Origin of the sequence: Kitasatospora sp. NPDC005748 (assembly GCF_040630735.1) — a bacterium.
GTDB lineage: Bacteria > Actinomycetota > Actinomycetes > Streptomycetales > Streptomycetaceae > Kitasatospora.
Map to the genome: position 1 here is coordinate 18,627 of NZ_JBEXYD010000054.1, position 17,902 is coordinate 36,528.

Here is a 17,902-nt window from a genome sequence, read left to right on the forward strand (position 1 = left end):
ACGCCGTGTCGGCCGGATCCGCACGCCGTCGTCACGACTCGTCCCCGGGTTTCCCGAATCCGCCTCCGGCCGGGGGCGGCGGCCGGTAGCGTTCCAGCAGCGAGCCAAGGGGGTGGCCGGTCCCTGGGGGGTTGATCGGCCGGTGCGGCAACTCCTCTGCTCGGTCTGGCCGTTGAGGCCGTCGGGGCAAGGGCGCCCCGGCGTCGAGCAAGGGGGGTCTTGCGATGACGGGGTCGGAAACCGCGAACGAGGCGCCCGGCGAGCACGTGCCCACCCCGGGCGCGCCGCCGCAGCCCGCGCCCGCGCACCCGATCGGGATCGCGGTGGTCGGCGCCGGCTACTGGGGCCCGAACCTGGTCCGCAACGCGCAGCAGACGCCGGCGCTGCGCCTGCACTGGCTCTGCGACCTGGACGAAGCCAGGTCCCGCCGGGTGCTGGGCGAGTACAGCACCGTCCGGTCCACCACCTCGTTCGCCCAGGTGCTCGCGGACGAGCGGGTCGACGCGGTCGCGGTCGCCACCCCGGCCGCCGCGCACTACCGGCTGGCCCGGGCCGCGCTGGAGGCGGGCAAGCACGTCCTGGTGGAGAAGCCGATCACCACCTCCGCCGCGGAGGCCGCCGAGCTGGTGGCGCTCGCCGAGGAGCGCGGCCTGGTGCTGATGTGCGACCACACCTTCTGCTACACGCCCGTGGTGCGCCGGATCCGCGAGCTGGTGCACGGCGGGGAGATCGGCGACGTCCAGTTCTTCGACTCGGTGCGGATCAACCTCGGGCTGGTCCAGCCGGACGTGGACGTGCTCTGGGACCTCGCCCCGCACGACCTGTCCATCCTGGACTTCGTCCTGCCACCGGGCGTCGAACCGATCGGGGTCTCCGCCCAGGGCGCCGACCCGATCGGGGCCGGCCGGGCCTGCGTGGCCTATCTGACGGTCCGGCTGAGCAACGGCGCGCTGGCGCACTGCCACGTCAACTGGCTCTCCCCGACGAAGGTCCGCACGACGCTCATCGGCGGCTCGCGGCGCACCCTGGTCTGGGACGACCTCAATCCGCAGGCCCGGCTCGCGGTGCACGACCGCGGCGTGGACCTCACCCCGCCCGACGAGCTGACCGACGCGATCCGCCACCAGACGCTGATCTCCTACCGGGTGGGCGAGATGGTCGCGCCCGCGCTGGTCGAGCAGGAGGCGCTGCGCAACGTGATGGCCGAGTTCGCCGCCGCCATCACCGAGGGCCGGGCCCCGCTCACCGACGGCCGGGCCGGACTGCGCGTGCTGCAGCTGCTGGAGGCCGCCTCGCTCAGCCTGGAGCTCGGCGGCGCCACCGTCCCGGTCGGCGCCGGTCCCGACGAACTGTCCGACGCGAACGAGAGGGCCGCCGCGCGGTGAACGCTGTACAGATCGAGGGCTCCCGCTGCCTGGTCACGGGCGGGGCCGGCACCATCGGCTCCACCGTGGTCGACCAGCTGATCGCGGCGGGCGCCCGCGAGGTGGTCGTGCTCGACAACTTCGTCCGCGGCCGGGCGGCCAACCTGGCGTACGCCCGCGAGATCGCCGCACCCGGGCAGCTGCGGGTGGTGGACGGCGACATCCGCGACCGCGGCCTGCTGCGCGAGCTGCTGGGCCCCGGCACCGACCTGCTGTTCCACCTGGCCGCGATCCGGATCACCCAGTGCGCCACCGAGCCCAGGCTGGCCCTGGAGATCATGGTGGACGGCACCTTCGACGTGGTCGAGGCCGCCGCGGAGGTCGGCGTCGGCAAGGTGATCGCCTCCTCCACCGCCTCCGTCTACGGCCTCGCCGACGTCTTCCCGACGCCGGAGACCCAGCACCCGTACCACAACGACACCCTGTACGGGGCGGCCAAGGTCTTCAACGAGGGCCTGCTGCGCAGCTTCCACGCGATGGCCGGCCTGGACTACGTCGCGCTCCGGTACTTCAACGTGTACGGGCCCCGGATGGACGTCCACGGCAAGTACACCGAGGTGTTCATCCGCTGGATGGAGCGGATCGCCGCCGGGCAGCCGCCGCTGATCTTCGGCGACGGCGCGCAGACCATGGACTTCGTCTACACCGAGGACATCGCCCGGGCCAACCTGCTGGCCGCCGCGGCGCCCGTCACCGACCGGGTCTACAACATCGCCAGCAGCACCGAGGTCTCGCTGCGCGGGCTGGCCGACGCCCTGCTCACCGCGATGGACCGCACCGACCTCGACGTCGAGCACGGCCCCGCCCGGGGCACCGCCGGCGGCGTGGTCCGGCGCCTGGCGGACATCACCGCCGCCGAACGCGACCTCGGCTGGAAGCCCGAACTGGGCCTCGACGACGGCCTGCGCAGGCTGGTCGCCTGGTGGCGCGAGCAGTAGTCCCCTCGTCTGCACGGCAGTTCGGAGTACACCTGTGTCCACCATCCCCGTCATGATCCCCTGGCTCGGCGAGGAGGAGGCCCTCGCCGCCGCCGAGGCCGTCCGCTCCGGCTGGGTGGCCCAGGGCCCCCGGGTCGCCGAGTTCGAGCAGGCCTTCGCCGAGCACCTCGGGGTACCGCACGCCGTCGCGGTCTCCTCCTGCACCACCGCCCTGCACCTGGCGCTGATCGGCGCCGGGGTCGGGCCGGGGGACGAGGTCGTCGTCCCCTCGTTCTCCTTCGTCGCCACCGCCAACGCCGTCACCTACGTCGGCGCCGTCCCGGTCTTCGCCGACGTGGACGTCACCACCGGCAACCTCACCGCCGCCACCGTCGAACCCCTGCTCACCGAGCGGACCAGGGCCGTGATCGCGGTCGACCAGGGGGGCGTCCCGGTCGACCTGGACGGGCTCCGCGCGCTGGTCGAACCGCGCGGGGCCACCGTGGTCGAGGACGCCGCCTGCGCGGCCGGCTCCGTCCACCGGGGCCGGCCGGTGGGCGGCACGGCGGCGCTGGCCGCCTACTCCTTCCACCCGCGCAAGCTGCTCACGACCGGTGAGGGCGGCATGGTCACCTGCCAGGACGGCGCGCTCGCCGCCCGGCTGCGCCGGCTGCGCGAGCACGGGATGAGCGTCTCGGCCGCCGACCGGCACGCCGCGAAGGACGGCGCCGGCCGGCTGGAGACGTACGACGAGATCGGCTTCAACTACCGGATGACCGACATCCAGGCGGCGATCGGCCTGGTGCAGCTGCGCAAGCTGCCGGCCATGGTCGCCCGGCGGCGCGAACTCGCCGAGCGGTACCGGGAGCTGCTGGCCGGCGCCGGCGGCCGACTGGTGGCCGACCCGGCGCACGGCAGCACCAACTACCAGTCCTGCTGGCTGCTGCTCCCGGACACCGCCCCCGACCGCGGGGCGGTGCTCGCCGACCTCGCCGCCGCCGGCGTCTGCGCCCGGCGCGGCATCATGGCGGCCCATCTGGAGGCCCCGTACCAGGGCACCGCCCGGGTGCCGCTGCCCGCCACCGAGCTGCTCACCGGCCGCTCGCTGATCCTGCCGCTCTACCACGCGCTCACCGAGCGGCAGCAGGACCGGGTGGTCGGGGCCGTGCGCGCGGCGCTCGGCTGAACCGGCCCGGCCGGCCCCGCCCGTCCACGTCCACGGCCAGTCCACGTCCACGGCCACGGCCACCGCCCGGGGCCGGGCCGTCGCCGCCGTCCGCCCGCTCCGATCCGCCGAGACACCCCAGGGGGAGACCAGGATGAGCACCGATCAGCCCGTCGACGAGCCGGTTCCGCTGGTGGACCTGAAGGCCGCGCACGCCGAGGTGGAGGCCGAGGTCCGGGCCGGCTTCGACCGGGTGCTCGCCACCGGCGGCTACGTCAAGGGCCCCGAGACGGCCGGCTTCGAGGCGGAGTACGCGGCCTTCTCCGGCGCCCGGCACTGCGTCGGCGCCGCCAACGGCACCGACGCGCTCGAACTGGCGCTGCGCGCCCTCGACCTGCCGCCCGGCGGCGGCGTGGTGCTCCCCGCCAACACCTTCGTCGCCACCGCGGAGGCCGTGGTCCGGGCCGGGCTGCGCCCGGTGCTGGTCGACGCCGACCCGGACCACCTGCTGATCGACCCCGAGCGCGTGGCGGACGCGCTGCCCGGCGCCGTCGCGCTGCTGCCCGTCCACCTCAACGGGCAGCTCGCCCCGATGGGCCCGCTGCTGGAGCTGGCCGCCGGCCGGCCGGTGGTGGAGGACGCCGCGCAGTCCCAGGGCGCCCGGCAGCACGGCCGCGCCCTCCACGGGCTGGTCTCCGCCACCAGCTTCTACCCCGGCAAGAACCTCGGCGCGTACGGGGACGCGGGCGCCGTCGTCACCGACGACGACGCCCTGGCGGCCGCCGTCCGGCTGATCGGCGACCACGGCTCGGGCCGCAAGTACGAGCACGAGCGGTTCGGCTTCAACTCCCGGATGGACGCGCTGCAGGCCGTCGTGCTGCGGGCCAAGCTGCGCCGGCTGCCCGCCTGGAACGAGGCCCGCCGGGCCGCCGCCGAGCGCTACCACCGGCTGCTGGCCGGGATCGACGGCCTCACCCCGCCGCGGACCGCGCCCGGCAACGAGCACGTCTGGCACCTGTACGCGGTGCGGATCGGGCCCGGCCGGGACCGGGACGCGGTGCTGGCCGCGCTGCAGGCCGCGGGCATCGGCGCCGGCGTCCACTACCCGGTACCCGTCCACCTCCAGCCGGCGTTCCGGCAACTCGGCCACGGCGCGGGCGCGTTCCCGGTCGCCGAGCGGGCCGCCCGGGAGCTGCTCACCCTGCCGCTCCACCCGCACATCACCGCGGCCCAGCAGGAACGCGTCGTGGAGACGCTGGCCAAGGCGCTCGCCGCCTGAGCCCCGGCGGGCCGGCGCGGTCCGGGCCCGCGGCCGCGCTCCCCGCCCGTGGCCCGCGGGCTGTCCGGTGTGCCCGGGCGGGGGGTCGTGGCCCGGGGGGACCCCCTACGCTGGTGTCCAGCAAGCGCACCGAATTTGCAGCAGCCAGTGGGGGCTCCCAGATGACGACAGGTCGGCCCGGCGTCGCCGCCGCGCCCAACGCGGCGTACGCAGGTCAGGTGGTGCAGTTCCCGGACCCGGTCCGCGCGGAGCGGCACCCCGCCGGGGTCAGGGTGGACGAGCACGGTCACCCGGACTTCGGTCCGTACGCGGCGGCCGCGGCCGAGGTGGCCGATCCGCCGGAGGGCTTCGGCGTCGACGAGCTGCGGCTGACGGACTACGTCTCGGCCAATGCCGCGCAGTTCACCCAGGGCCATCCGCTCTGGGCCGACCTGGAGACCGCCGTGGCCACCCCGCCCGGCTGGACCTGGCACCACGCGGTCGGCCGGGCCGCGCCCGGCTGGCGGCGGATGGAGCTCGTCCCGGTCGAGGTGAAGGCGCTGCTGCGGCACCACGGCGGCCTGGCCACCTCCACCGCGGACCACACCCGCCGCGGCACCCGCCCCTTGCAGGAGCGCCGGCCGGTGCACTTCTCGCTCGCCCGGGACGGCGGCGACCCGATCGGCGTCCCCGAGGACCTGGTGCAGCGGGCCGAGGAGCGCCTCGGCTATCGGCTGCCCGGCGCGTACCGGACCTTCCTCAAGCTGGCCGGCGGCCGGGCCCCGGTCGGTGTGGCGCTCGACCCCGAGCTGGGGCTGCTGCTCGACCAGCCGTTCCTGACCCTCAGCGAGGAGTACGGGACGGAGGACGTCGTCTACGCCAACAAGTGCCTGCGCGACCACCTCACCAAGGACTACCTGGGCATCGCCTACGCCCAGGGCGGCATCGTGGCGCTCAAGGTGCGCGGCGACCGGGCCGGCTCGGTCTGGTTCTGCCTCTACGACGACGCCCGTGACGGCGGCGCCCCCGAGGCGCCCGAGGAGCGGGTCGCCCGGCTGCTGCTGCCCTGCGGCGAGGACTTCGACGACTTCCTGCTCCGGCTGGCCGGCAGTCCACCGGAACTGGAGACGGTCGCGGAGCTGATGGTGGACGGCGGGTTCGCCCGCGCCGTGCCGGTGGGCTGACGTGGCCCGTACGGCTGCGGCGACGGTGGTAGCGGAACAAGCGGGGACGAAGGGGACAGGGGTGAACCGGGCGTGGTGACGTACACGCAGGCGCAGGAGCTCGCCGACGAGTGGATCAACGGCGGGGTGCCGCGTCCGCAGCAGCGCGAGGTACGGGTCCGGGAGTTCGACCTGGGCTTCGTCTGCTGGGCGGTGCAGCCCGCGGAGGGCGCGGCCGGTGGCTCCGGCGGCCCGGCGGACGGTTCCGAGGGCTCGGCGGCCCCGGGCGGCTCGGCGGGTGAGGCGCGGCTGGTGATCGCCCGGGACTCCGGCGCCAGCACACTCTGGCCGGCGCTGCCGGTCAACGAGGTGGTCCGGCAGTACGAGGAGGTCTACGGACGGCCGGTCGCGGCCAATCCGGCCGGGGCGGCCAGGCCCGCGCCCGGGCCGGTGGAGGCGACGTCCTTCCTGCTCAGCCCGCCGCAGTGGCTCCAGGAGGCGGGGGCCGCGGCGATCGCCGCCGAGGCCGACCGGCTCGGCGCCCCGGCGCCCGCGCATCCGGCCCCGCCGGCTCCGGCACCCGCCGCCGCTCCGGCCGCTCCGGTCGCTCCGGTCGGTCCGGCCGGTCCGGCCGGCTCCGAGGCGCCGCCGGTGCCGCCGGCACCCGCCGTGCTGACCACGCCGCCGGTCTCCGAGCGGCCGGCCGGGGACGCGCCGACCATGCTCGCCCCGCCGCCCGGCCAGGGCGGCCCGCCCCCGGCCGCGCCGGCGGTCGCCCCGCCGGTGCCCGCCACGCCGCTCGCCCCGCCCGCGCCGCCCGTCCCGTCCCCGCCCGTCCCGTCCCCGCCGGCCGCCGGTGCCGAGGCGGCGACCGTGCTGCTGCCCGACGGTCTGCGGACCAACGGCGCCGGTCTGGCCGGCGAGCCGCGGCCCGGCGCCGAGGCGGCCACCGTGCTGCTGCCCGAGGGCGGCTACGGGATGGCCCCGGTGCCCCCCGCCGCCGCTCCGGCGGTCGAGCCCGCCCCGACGGTGCTGGCGCCGCCGGACGCGATGCCCGGCCTGATGGGGCTGCCCGGTGCCCCGGGCCCGGGCGCCCCGGCCCCCGGTGCGCCGGCCGCGCCGGTGCCGCCGTCGGCCGAACAGGCCCCGACCGTGCTGGCCTCGCCGGACGCGATGCCCGGCCTGATGGGCCTGCCCGGTGCCCCCGGTCCGGGCGCGCCGGCTCCCGGCGGCCCGGCGATCCCGCCGGGCGGCCCCGGTGTCGAACACGCCGCGACCATGCTGGCCTCGCCGGACGCGATGCCCGGCCTGATGGGCCTGCCCGGTGCCCCCGGTGCCCCCGGCGCGCCCGCTCCGGCGCCCGACGCGTCGCACGGGGCGCGCGGCCGGAGCGCGGCGGCCGCCCCGCCGCCGCCCCCGCCGGCCGCCCTGCGCGGCGGCACGGCCGCTCCGGGCGGAGCACCGGTCTCGCTCGGCCGGAGCGCGGCCGCCGCCCCGCCGCCGCCCCCGCCGGGCGGCCTGCGGCAGTCCTCGGGCGCGGGTGCCCCCGCCGCGGCCGCGGGCGGTCGCGGCGCGGCCGGTGCCCCGCCGCCCCCGCCGCCGGCCGGCCTGCGCGGCCCCGCGGCCCCGCCCGCGCCACCCGCCGCCGGCCCGCCCGCGGGCGGGGTCGCGTACGAGCGCACCCAGCTGGCGGGAGCGATCGACCCGGCGCTGCTGGGCGGTGCCCCGGCCGATCCCGGCACCCCGCCGTCCGGCGGCCCGGCCGTGCCGCCCCCGCCCGGCCCCGGCGCGGCCGGCTACGGCTACCCCGGCGCGGCCTCGCCGGCCGCCCCGGCTCCCGCCCCGGCCGCCGCCCCGGCGCCGGTCCCCGGTCCGCCGCAGGGCGCCCCGGTGCCGCCCGGTGTGCCGGCCGTCGGCCCCGGCTACTTCGCCGCGCTCAGCTACCGCGGCCCGGACGGCTCGGAGCAGAAGCTGCTGCACCGCAGCGAGCCCGGCACCCCGCACCCGGAGTGGAAGATCCTCCAGGACCTGCGCCGGCTGAACGTCCCGCCGGAGCAGGTCCTGGAGCTCTACACCGAGCTGGAGTCCTGCGACCTGCCGGGCGGCTACTGCAACCGGATGATCGCCGCCTCCTGGCCGAACGTCCGGCTCACCCACACCGCCGACTACGGCCGGGACCACCACTCCCGGCAGGCCGGCATGGCCCAGCTGCTGGACCACCTGGACGAGCTGCACCAGCTGGCCTCCGGCGCCCAGCGGGTCCGCCCGTTCCGGGTGCCGCCGCCCGCCCCGGGCAGCGTCCCGGTGCTGCCGCCGATCGCACCGCAGCAGCTCGGCCAGGAGGTGAGCCAGGCCTTCGGCCCGAACGTGTTCCACTTCGAGCAGCGCGCCGTCTCCCGCCAGGGCGTGCCCGAGCCGGTGGCGCAGACCCTGATGTGGGGGGGCCTGCCGCGCGAGTTCGGACCCTTCTTCTGGGCGCAGGCCCAGGAGGGCCGCCCGATCCCGACGCTCGCCGAGCTGGCCGCCGAGCGCGGACTGACCGGCGGCCCGGACTTCGGCGGCTACCTGGTGCTCGGCAACGACTACGGCCGCCAGCTCTGCGTGCAGTACGGCACGGCGCACGTGGTCGCGGTGGACATCGACGGAACCGGCGAGCCGCCCCGGTTCGTCAACAGTGGTGTACCGGAGTTCGTTCGCGCCCTGGCCCTGCTGGGCCGGATGTGGCGGCTGCGGTACGGGCTGACCCCGGACCAGGCCGGTCGCTGGACGACCGACTTCCAGGCTCAGCTCGCCGCGATCGACCCCGCGGCCCTGCAGTCGGCGGACACCTGGTGGGCCGTCCTCCTGGAGCAGTTCTGGGACGGCCTGCTGTAGCGGGCCGACGCGGATCCGTGCAGGTGGAAGGGGTCGTTCCGGTGTCCGGAACGACCCCTTCGGCGTGCCGTCGCGGCTCTGCCTCGTTGGGGTTTCGCCCTGATCTGCGCAAAATAGGTCAAGAGGATGGGTCTATTCGTCCATTCCTCGCCGCGTTCCGATCCGTACGGCGTCCGATTCCGGACCGCCTTCCGGATCCGGTTCCGGATCCGTCCGTTCCGTCCGATCATGGGCTCCGCAGCCCGCGACACGAGGGGAAGAGCCCATGAGCGATGCCGTCCCCCAGCACGGCTTCACCGCTGCCCGGCGCGGTTACGCGCCCGAGCAGGTCGACCGAGCCCTGACCGTTTTCACCGCCCAACGGGACGAGGCGTGGGAACGGCTGAGCGTGCTGGGCGCCGGAATCCGGGAGATGGAGCGGCGGCTGGCCGAGATCCGGCAGGCCGCCGCCGACGCTCCGGACCCGGACTACCAGGTGCTCAGCGAGCAGGCCGCCGGACTGGCCACGATGGCCGCGAACGAGGCCCGGGCGGTCCGGGAGGCCGCCGAGCGGTTCGCCGAGGACCTCCGCGACGAGGTCTACGAGGCCGGTCAGGCGCTCGGCCAGGCCGCCAAGGAGTACGCCGCCACCACCCGCGCCGAGGCCGACCAGGCCGCCCGGCGCACCGAGGAGCGGACCCGCGCCGAGGCCGAGGCGATCCGGGCCGACGCCGACCGCGAGAGCCGGGCCGTGCGGGACGCCGCCACCGCCCACGCCGCCAAGGTGCGGGTCGCCGCGGCCGAGGCCTCCGAGCTGGCCGAGGCCAAGCTCGCCGAGCTGCGCCGGGAGGCCGACGAGACCTTCGCGGCGACCGAGGCCCGGGCCGACGCCGAGGACGCCCAGATCTCGGCGACCGCGGAGCGCCGGGTCAAGGAGGCCGAGCAGTACCGGGAGACCGTGCTCGGGCAGATCAAGCAGTCCGACGCCGAGGCGCAGGCCCGGGCGGACCAGCTGATCGAGCAGGCCCGGCGCGAGGCCGAGCGGATCAACGCGGAGAGCGAGCGCGAGCAGCGCGAGTTCGCCGCCCGGCAGGAGACGGTGCAGCAGCACCTGGACCACATCAAGGGCACCCTCGCCTCGCTCACCGGCGCGGCGGTGGGCGCGATCGAGCCCGACCTGGCGGCCGAGACCCCGGCCGGGCCCGCGCCGGCGGTCGACTCCGAGGCGGACACCGGCGAGATCGCGGTGGCGAACCTGCGCAAGACCGTCGCGGTGGGCGGCGGGCAGCGGGCCGTCACCGAGGCGGCCACCGCGGTGCTGCCGGTCACTCCCGGCCCGGTGGGTCCCTTCCACGCCGCTCCCGACGACGCCGCTCCCGACGATGCTGCCCCGGCCGCGGACTCCGCTCCGGCCGTCGCCGGCGCGGTCGCCACCGGGCCGGTCAGCCCCGGACCGGTCGCGCCCGGTCCGGTGGCGCCCGCCGCCCCGGCGGGGGTGCCGCCCCGGCCGAGCACGCCGCCGAGCACGCCGAGCACGCCGCCGAGCGGGTCGGCCGCGACCGCGGCCGACGAGGTGGCCGACGACGAGGCGGCCGACGCGCCGGGCCGGCCCGCCGAGGACGAGACCCGGATCATTCCGAAGATCGTGATCGTCGACGACGGCAGCGACTACGCCACCCCGAACACGGTGGGCCTCAACCGGCGGCGCTGAGGCACCGCGAGCGCCGGTCCCGGCACCGGGTGGCCCGGCGGCTCGTGACCCCGTGAGGGCCTCACGAGCCGCCGGCCACCAGCCGGGTGAGTTTCGCGTCCTGGGCCCTGACCGCCTCCTGCTGGGCGGTCAGGGCCTGCGCGTTCCGGTCGATCTGCTGCCGCTGGTAGCCGGCCAGCACGGCGAACCAGATCCCCGCCAGATTGCTCCGGGTCGTGCAGTCGGCGTCGGCGCGGGCCGTCGCCAGCTCGCCCGGGGTGATCTCCGCGACCGCCCGGTACCGCTCCGGCAGGGCCGCCGGGTCGTCGACGCGGAAGCCGGCGGCGGCCATGCAGGTGGACCACTCGCCGGTCGCCGCGGCCACCCGGGCATCGCGGCCGGTCGCCCCGATCGATTCGTCGAAGAGCCGGCCGACCAGCTCGGCCCCGGGCCCCGGCGGCGAGCCGATCCGTTCCGCCGCCTGCCGGTCGCAGTCGACCCGGGCCGCGTCGTAGGCCTCGGCCGGGCCGGCCGCCAGCGAGACGGGCCGGGGCAGCGCCCGCTTCGGGGGGTGGAACCCCTGGACGGCGGCGGCCTCGGCCCCGAGGTACCCCCAGGCGCCGGCCGGCAGGGCCGTCGCGTTGTCCGGGGCCTGCGCCGCCTGGAGGCCGTCGCCGCCGAAACCGGTGAATCCGGCCCGCTGCATGCAGGAGACGACCAGCATATTCCTGGCCTGAATCTCTTTCACGGCCACCTGGTCATTGGCCTGATAAGCGGAAAGCGGCAGTCCGGTCATTCCGGCGCGGCCGGATTCCGGGGGTTCAGGGGTGCCGATCGCGGGGGGCGTTGGCGCGGATTTCACCGCGGTCCCCCCGGTATCCTCGGCACAGCCTGCGGAAATGGCCGACAGCACGGCCGCCAGGGTGATGGCGGCGAATCGTCCGAAATGTGGTGGACGTGCCAATCGTCTGCTCCGATCCTCGGGCACGGCAAGCTTGTTCGGACCCTAGCGCATTCCGCTCGGCCCCGGCCCGGCGGCCCGTCCCGGGGGTTTCGGCTTGGCCGGAAATCAGCTGTTCGGCGACTGGCCCCCATGTAAATCTCTGGAGTCGCAACCGCTGTCGATGGAGGGGTTTCATGATTCGCCGCACAAATCCCGCAAATCCCCGCAGGGATCGCCGCACCGGAAATGTCCTGGCCCGCCGGATCGGTGCCCTCGCCGTTCTCACCGCCGCTGCCGCCGCACTGCTGCCGACGACCGGCGCGAACGCGGTGAGCCAGGTCGAATGCGGAAACCGCACCGATTTCGCGAAGGTGTACAACTACGGTTACAGCGGCCGGCTCTGCTTCGCGAATGACGGCTGGATGTCCGTCCGGGTCTACAACGTGGACCGGATCGACGCGGGCAACAACCGGGTCATCACCTATCTGGGGGGTGGCCTCGGCTCCTGGACCGTCTTCAACTGGGAGCAGTACGACTTCAACGGCAACCAGGGCCACCAGGTGACGATGTACGACATCAACCTGTCCCGCTGGTAGTCACCGGGAGCCGGGGCGGGCCGGATCCCTTGTGCGCGGTGCCGGGCGGGTGCGGACGCCCGGCACCGCGTTCGCGCGGGCCGACCGGCCCTACAGCACCTCGACCGTCGCGCCCGAGAGCCGGCGGCGGCAGTCCAGCACGTACCGGGCGTGCGCGGTGACGGCCTCGTAGTCGAACTCGTCGTGGTCGGCGAGCAGCACCACCGCGTCGGCCCCGGCCAGCTCCTCCGGAGTCGCCTCGACCCGGCGGACGGCGGCGAACGGGTCGCCGTGCGGGTCCAGCTCGGCCGCCCGCTGCCCGGGGATCACCGGCTCGGGGACGTGCACCCCGACGACCACGTGCGGGTCGGCGGCCCGGACCTCGGCGCCCATCCGGGTCAGCAGCTCGGCGACCCGGGCGGCCGGGGTCTCCCGGGCGTCGCCGGTGTTCTTCTTGTAGGCGAGCCCGAGCAGCAGCACCCGGGAGCCCTTGACCGAGCGCTGCCGCTCGTTCAGCGCCTCGGCGAGCCGGCGCACCACGTAGTCGGGCATGTGGCTGTTCACGTCGTTGGCCAGCTCGACGAAGCGGAACGACTGGCCGAGCGCCCGCTCCACCCGCCAGGACAGGTAGGAGGGGTCGATCGGCAGGCAGTGCCCGCCGACCCCCGGCCCGGGGGTGAAGCGCAGATAGCCGAACGGCTTGGTGGAGGCGGCGTCGATCGCCTCCCAGACGTCGATGCCGAGGTCGTGGGCGAACATCGCCAGCTCGTTGACCAGCGCGATGTTCACATGGCGGAAGGTGTTCTCCAGCAGCTTGGTCAGCTCGGCCTCCTTGCAGGAGGAGACCGGGACGGTTCGCTCGACCAGCCGCCCGTAGAAGCCGTCGACCGCCGCCAGCGCCGCCGGGTCGATGCCGGAGACCACTTTCGGGGTGTTCTCCAGTCGCCAGTTCGGATTGCCCGGGTCGATCCGCTCGGGGCTGTAGCCGAGGTGGAAGTCCCGGCCGGCGGTCAGACCGGACCCCTCCTCCAGCAGGGGCGCGAGCAGCTCCTCGGTGGTGCCCGGGTAGGTGGTGGACTCCAGCACGACGGTGGCGCCCGGGCGCAGGTGCTGGGCGAGCAGCCGGGCCGAGGCCTCGATGTAGGAGAGGTCCGGCACCCCGTCGCGCAGCGGCGTCGGCACCGTGATCACCGCGATGTCGAAGCCGGCCACGTCGGCCGGCTCGGCGGACGGCAGATAGCTGCCGTTCTCCAGCAGCGGCCGCAGCCGGGGGGCCGGGATGTCCTCGACGTAGGACTCGCCGACCGCCAGCCGTTTGATCCGGCGCTCGTCCACGTCGTAGCCGACCACCTGATAGCCGACTTCGGCCGCCCGGACCGCCAGCGGCAGCCCCACATACCCCTGACCTGCGATGACAACGCGCATGACGAAGAACCCCCTCCATCGCGACGCCCCCTGGTCCCCTCCGGGGCATCCCCACACGGCCTTCACCACAGGGTAGGGAGCGGCGCCGGGCCGCGTGGCCTTTCGGCGAAGTGGGCGGAGCCGTGCCGCGCGGGCGGGCGGCGGCCGTTCAGGTGGTGGTGGCCGGGGTGGTGGTCGCGCGGGCGCGGAGGTCCGGTGGGTGGTGGCCGGGGGCGCGGTGCGGCGGGGAGCGTGGCCGGGGGCGCGGTGCGGCGAGGGCGCGGAAGGGGGGGTGCGCGGCGGGGGACGGGCGCGCGGAGCGGGTGCCCGCGCACCACGAAAGAGGCCGAGACCCGTGGCGCCCTCCAGGAAAGGGCGCCACGGTTCCCGGCGCTTGGGCGGGCGCCCCCACCCAGGGTCGCCCGGCCTCGCACCCCCGACCCCCATCGGGTGTGCGACTGTGCCCTCCGCAGCCATCCCCCACGGTTGGGTGCGGCGGGCACAGTCACCATGGTGCGCGATCTCCATGGACGGGCAGTGACAGGAGTATGTCCAGTTCGTGGCGGATCGCGGAGGCGGAGCCGCAGCGTGCGGCCGGTGCTTCGTCCCCGTCCGGGCGCCGGCCCGGTCCGGCCCCGCGCCCGCCGCATTCCGTCCCGCGGCCCCGCCGGGCCCGTGCGCCGCGTGCGTGTCGGCCCTGCGGCGTAGGCTGGAGACCCCCGGCCGCTCGGCGCGCCGGGCCGTTCGCGTTGCCCCGGCAGGCTGGTGCCGCCCGGGCGGCACCAGCCACGGCACGAAGAAGAGACTCCTGATGAGCCTGACCGGACTGCTCGATGTCGTCGCGCGGGACGCGGCGCTCGCCGAGGCGATCGAGGCCGCGACCGCGATCGGTACCGCGGCCGGCGCTCGCCACCACCTGGACCTGGTCGGCCCGCCCGCCGCCAGGCCGTTCGCCATCGCCGCGCTGGCCCGCGCGATGGCCGCGCAGTCGGCCGGGGAGCGCGGCCGCCCGTTGCTGGCCGTCACGGCGACCGGCCGGGAGGCCGAGGACCTCGCCGCCTCGCTCCGCTCGCTGCTGCCGCCCGACACGGTCGCCGAGTACCCGGCCTGGGAGACGCTCCCGCACGAGCGGCTCTCGCCGCGCTCGGACACGGTCGGCCGCCGACTGGCGGTGCTGCGCCGGATCGTGCACCCGCGGGCGGACGACCCGGCGGCCGGACCGGTGCAGGTGATCGTGGCCCCCGTCCGCTCGGTGCTCCAGCCGCAGGTCAAGGGGCTGGCCGAGCTGGAGCCGGTGGCCGTCCTGCGCGGTGAGTCGCACGATCTGGAGGCGGTGGCCCGGCGGTTGTCGGCAGCCGCCTACGCCCGGGTCGAACTGGTCGAGAAGCGCGGCGAGTTCGCCGTCCGCGGCGGCATCCTGGACGTCTTCCCGCCGACCGAGGAGCACCCGCTGCGGGTGGAGTTCTGGGGCGACGACGTCGAGGAGATCCGGTACTTCAAGGTCGCCGACCAGCGCTCGCTGGAGATCGCCGAGCACGGCCTCTGGGCGCCGCCCTGCCGTGAGCTGCTGCTGACCGACGAGGTGCGGGCGCGGGCCGCCGAGCTGTCCGCCCAGCAGCCGGGGCTGGCCGAGATCCTGGACAAGATCGCCGAGGGCATCGCGGTCGAGGGCATGGAGTCGCTGGCGCCCGTCCTGGTGGACGACATGGAACTGCTGATGGACGTGCTCCCGCTCGGATCGGTGGCCGTGGTCTGCGACCCGGAGCGGGTCCGCACCCGGGCGGCCGACCTGGTGGCGACCAGCCAGGAGTTCCTGCACGCCTCCTGGGTGGCGGCCGCCGCCGGCGGGGACCGGCCGATCGACCTGGAGGCGATCGACGTCTCGGCCGCCTCGCTGCGCTCGCTCGCGGAGGTGCGCGAGCACGCCGCCGAGATCGGGCTCCCCTGGTGGTCGGTCAGCCCCTTCGCGACCAGCGAGTCCAGCATCAGCGAGGTGCTGGAGTTCGACGTCAACACCCTGACCCTGGGCATGCACGCGGTGGAGGCGTACCGGGGCGACACCGCCCGGGCCATCGCCGACGCCAAGGAGCGGCTGGCCGCCGACTGGCGGGTGGTCATGGTGACGGAGGGCCACGGCCCGGCCTCCCGGCTCGCGGAGGTGCTCGGCAACGAGGGCATCCCAGCCCGGCTGGTCGCCGACCTCGGCGAGGCGCCGACCAGGGACGTCGTCTACGTCTCCTGCGGCTCGATCGAGCACGGCTTCGTCGACGAGGCGCTCAAGCTCACCGTCATCACCGAGACGGACCTCTCCGGGCAGAAGTCCTCCACCAAGGACATGCGCCGGATGCCCTCCCGGCGCCGCAACGCGATCGACCCACTGGCACTGGCGGCCGGCGACTACGTCGTCCACGAGGCGCACGGCGTCGGCCGCTACGTCGAGATGGTGCAGCGCACGGTGCAGGGGGCCACCCGCGAGTACCTGGTGCTGGAGTACGCGCCGGCCAAGCGCGGCCACCCCGGCGACCGGCTGTTCGTGCCGACCGACCAGCTGGACCAGGTCACCAAGTACGTCGGCGGCGAGGCCCCCACGCTGCACCGCCTCGGCGGCGCGGACTGGGCGAAGACCAAGCAGCGGGCCAAGAAGGCGGTCAAGGAGATCGCCGCCGACCTGATCAAGCTGTACTCCGCCCGGATGGCCGCGCCCGGCCACACCTTCGGCCCGGACACCCCGTGGCAGCGCGAGCTGGAGGACGCCTTCCCCTACGCGGAGACGCCCGACCAGCTGACCACCATCGCCGAGGTCAAGTCGGACATGGAGAAGTCCGTCCCGATGGACCGGCTGATCTGCGGCGACGTCGGCTACGGCAAGACCGAGATCGCGGTGCGGGCGGCTTTCAAGGCCGTCCAGGACGGCAAGCAGGTGGCGGTGCTGGTGCCGACCACGCTGCTGGTGCAGCAGCACTTCTCGACCTTCGCCGAGCGGTACGCCAACTTCCCCGTGACGGTGAAGGCGCTCTCCCGCTTCCAGACCGACAGCGAGGCGAAGGCCGTGCTGGAGGGCCTGTTCGAGGGCTCGGTGGACGTCGTCATCGGTACCCACCGGCTGTTCTCCTCGGAGACCCGCTTCAAGGACCTCGGCCTGGTCATCGTCGACGAGGAGCAGCGCTTCGGCGTCGAGCACAAGGAGCAGCTGAAGAAGCTGCGGGCCAACGTGGACGTGCTGACGATGTCCGCCACGCCGATCCCGCGCACCCTGGAGATGGCGGTCACCGGCATCCGGGAGATGTCCACCATCACCACCCCGCCGGAGGAGCGGCACCCGGTGCTGACCTTCGTCGGCCCCTACGACGAGAAGCAGATCTCGGCCGCCATCCGGCGTGAACTCCTGCGCGAGGGCCAGGTCTTCTACATCCACAACCGGGTCGAGTCGATCGACAAGGCGGCGGCCCGGCTGAGGGACCTCGTCCCCGAGGCGCGGATCGCCACCGCGCACGGGCAGATGGGGGAGACCGCGCTGGAGAAGGTGGTCGTCGACTTCTGGGAGAAGGAGTTCGACGTCCTGGTGTCGACCACGATCGTCGAGTCGGGCATCGACATCTCCAACGCCAACACCCTGATCGTCGAGCGCGGTGACACCTTCGGGCTCTCCCAGCTGCACCAGCTGCGCGGCCGGGTCGGCCGGGGGCGCGAGCGCGGCTACGCGTACATGCTGTACCCGCCGGAGAAGCCGCTGACCGAGACGGCGCACGAGCGGCTGGCCACCATCGCCCAGCACACCGAGATGGGCGCCGGTATGTACGTGGCAATGAAGGACCTGGAGATCCGCGGCGCCGGCAACCTGCTCGGCGGCGAGCAGTCCGGGCACATCGCGGGCGTCGGCTTCGACCTCTACATGCGGATGGTCGGCGAGGCGGTGGCCGAGTTCCGGGAGTCGCTGTCCGGCGGCGGCGAGCCGGAGGAGGAGCCGCTGGAGGTCAAGATCGAGCTGCCGGTGGACGCCCACGTGCCGCACGACTACGCGCCGGGCGAGCGGCTGCGGCTGCAGGCGTACCGCTCGATCGCGGCGGTCAACTCGGAGCAGGACATCCAGCAGGTCCGGGACGAACTGGTCGACCGGTACGGCAAGTTGCCCGAGCCGGTGGAGAACCTGCTGCTGGTGGCCGCGCTGCGGCTGTACGCCCGCCGGTGCGGCATCGCGGACATCACGCTGGCCGGCGCCAACGTCCGGTTCGGGCCGGTGGAGCTGCGCGAGTCGCAGCAGCTGCGGCTGAACCGGCTCTACCCGCGCAGCCAGGTGAAGGCGGCCGCCCAGCAGTTGCTGGTGCCGCGGCCGTCCACCGGGCGGATCGGTGGCAAGCCGCTGGTCGGGCGGGAACTGCTCGGCTGGTGCCGTGAGTTCCTGTCCGCGATGTTCGACGACCTGGCGGGGTCGAAGAAGTAGCGGCCCGCTCCGGCGGATGTGCGGCGGCGGTCCCGGGCGATGCGCCGGGGGCCGCCGCTCTCTGCCGTG

General features: G+C 75.3%; 11 protein-coding genes. 9 read left to right on the top strand and 2 right to left on the bottom strand.

The window, feature by feature from the left end:
* The first annotated feature begins 224 nt into the window (after positions 1-224).
* From ABZ495_RS28970 to ABZ495_RS29000, 7 genes are all read left to right on the top strand, one after another.
* On the top strand, positions 225-1,385 hold the full coding sequence (locus ABZ495_RS28970) for a Gfo/Idh/MocA family oxidoreductase (protein WP_359838821.1): 1,161 nt from the start codon (positions 225-227) through the stop codon (positions 1,383-1,385).
* Positions 1,382-2,362: an NAD-dependent epimerase/dehydratase family protein gene (locus ABZ495_RS28975; protein WP_359809247.1), complete on the top strand. Its 981-nt coding sequence runs from the start codon at positions 1,382-1,384 to the stop codon at positions 2,360-2,362. Before ABZ495_RS28970 ends, ABZ495_RS28975 begins: the two co-directional genes overlap by 4 nt.
* A gap of 34 nt (positions 2,363-2,396) precedes the next feature.
* A complete protein-coding gene (locus ABZ495_RS28980; protein ID WP_359809248.1) occupies positions 2,397-3,527 on the top strand; it encodes a DegT/DnrJ/EryC1/StrS family aminotransferase in 1,131 nt (376 codons plus the stop codon).
* 133 nt (positions 3,528-3,660) lie between these two features.
* Positions 3,661-4,785 carry a DegT/DnrJ/EryC1/StrS family aminotransferase gene (locus ABZ495_RS28985; RefSeq protein ID WP_359838823.1) on the top strand — a complete coding sequence of 375 codons (1,125 nt, stop codon included), beginning with the start codon at positions 3,661-3,663 and terminating at the stop codon, positions 4,783-4,785.
* 161 nt (positions 4,786-4,946) lie between these two features.
* Positions 4,947-5,948, top strand: a complete 1,002-nt coding sequence (locus ABZ495_RS28990) for an SMI1/KNR4 family protein (RefSeq protein WP_329489328.1) — start codon at positions 4,947-4,949, stop codon at positions 5,946-5,948.
* Between the two features lie 72 nt (positions 5,949-6,020).
* Positions 6,021-8,801 (top strand): SUKH-4 family immunity protein, encoded by a 2,781-nt coding sequence (locus ABZ495_RS28995; protein WP_359838825.1) that lies wholly within the window; start codon positions 6,021-6,023, stop codon positions 8,799-8,801.
* Between the two features lie 265 nt (positions 8,802-9,066).
* The gene (locus ABZ495_RS29000; protein ID WP_359809253.1) at positions 9,067-10,491 is read left to right on the top strand and encodes a hypothetical protein; all 1,425 of its coding nucleotides are present in this window, start codon (positions 9,067-9,069) and stop codon (positions 10,489-10,491) included.
* A gap of 61 nt (positions 10,492-10,552) precedes the next feature.
* On the opposite strand, the gene ABZ495_RS29005 is transcribed toward ABZ495_RS29000, so the two are convergent.
* Entirely contained in the window at positions 10,553-11,218 is a 666-nt protein-coding gene (locus tag ABZ495_RS29005) for a hypothetical protein (protein WP_359838827.1), read from the bottom strand.
* Between the two features lie 389 nt (positions 11,219-11,607).
* On the opposite strand from ABZ495_RS29005, the gene ABZ495_RS29010 reads away from it, so the two are divergent.
* The gene (locus ABZ495_RS29010) at positions 11,608-12,009 is read left to right on the top strand and encodes a beta/gamma crystallin domain-containing protein (RefSeq protein WP_329489332.1); all 402 of its coding nucleotides are present in this window, start codon (positions 11,608-11,610) and stop codon (positions 12,007-12,009) included.
* A gap of 90 nt (positions 12,010-12,099) precedes the next feature.
* Here the strand turns inward: ABZ495_RS29010 and ABZ495_RS29015 are convergent, their stop codons facing one another.
* Positions 12,100-13,413 carry a nucleotide sugar dehydrogenase gene (locus ABZ495_RS29015; RefSeq protein ID WP_359838829.1) on the bottom strand — a complete coding sequence of 438 codons (1,314 nt, stop codon included), beginning with the start codon at positions 13,411-13,413 and terminating at the stop codon, positions 12,100-12,102.
* 790 nt (positions 13,414-14,203) lie between these two features.
* Here ABZ495_RS29015 and mfd point away from each other — a divergent pair.
* A complete protein-coding gene (gene mfd, locus ABZ495_RS29020; RefSeq protein ID WP_359838831.1) occupies positions 14,204-17,833 on the top strand; it encodes a transcription-repair coupling factor in 3,630 nt (1,209 codons plus the stop codon).
* The last annotated feature ends 69 nt before the right edge of the window (positions 17,834-17,902 follow it).

What these genes read in the sequence shown, in the direction of transcription:
- ABZ495_RS28970 (WP_359838821.1), top strand. Translation starts at nt 225, where the DNA reads ATGACGGGGTCGGAAACCGCGAACGAGGCGCCCGGCGAGCACGTGCCC.
- ABZ495_RS28985 (WP_359838823.1), top strand. Translation starts at nt 3,661, where the DNA reads ATGAGCACCGATCAGCCCGTCGACGAGCCGGTTCCGCTGGTGGACCTG.
- ABZ495_RS28990 (WP_329489328.1), top strand. Translation starts at nt 4,947, where the DNA reads ATGACGACAGGTCGGCCCGGCGTCGCCGCCGCGCCCAACGCGGCGTAC.
- ABZ495_RS29000 (WP_359809253.1), top strand. Translation starts at nt 9,067, where the DNA reads ATGAGCGATGCCGTCCCCCAGCACGGCTTCACCGCTGCCCGGCGCGGT.
- ABZ495_RS29010 (WP_329489332.1), top strand. Translation starts at nt 11,608, where the DNA reads ATGATTCGCCGCACAAATCCCGCAAATCCCCGCAGGGATCGCCGCACC.
- ABZ495_RS29015 (WP_359838829.1), bottom strand. Translation starts at nt 13,413, where the DNA reads ATGCGCGTTGTCATCGCAGGTCAGGGGTATGTGGGGCTGCCGCTGGCG.
- mfd (WP_359838831.1), top strand. Translation starts at nt 14,204, where the DNA reads ATGAGCCTGACCGGACTGCTCGATGTCGTCGCGCGGGACGCGGCGCTC.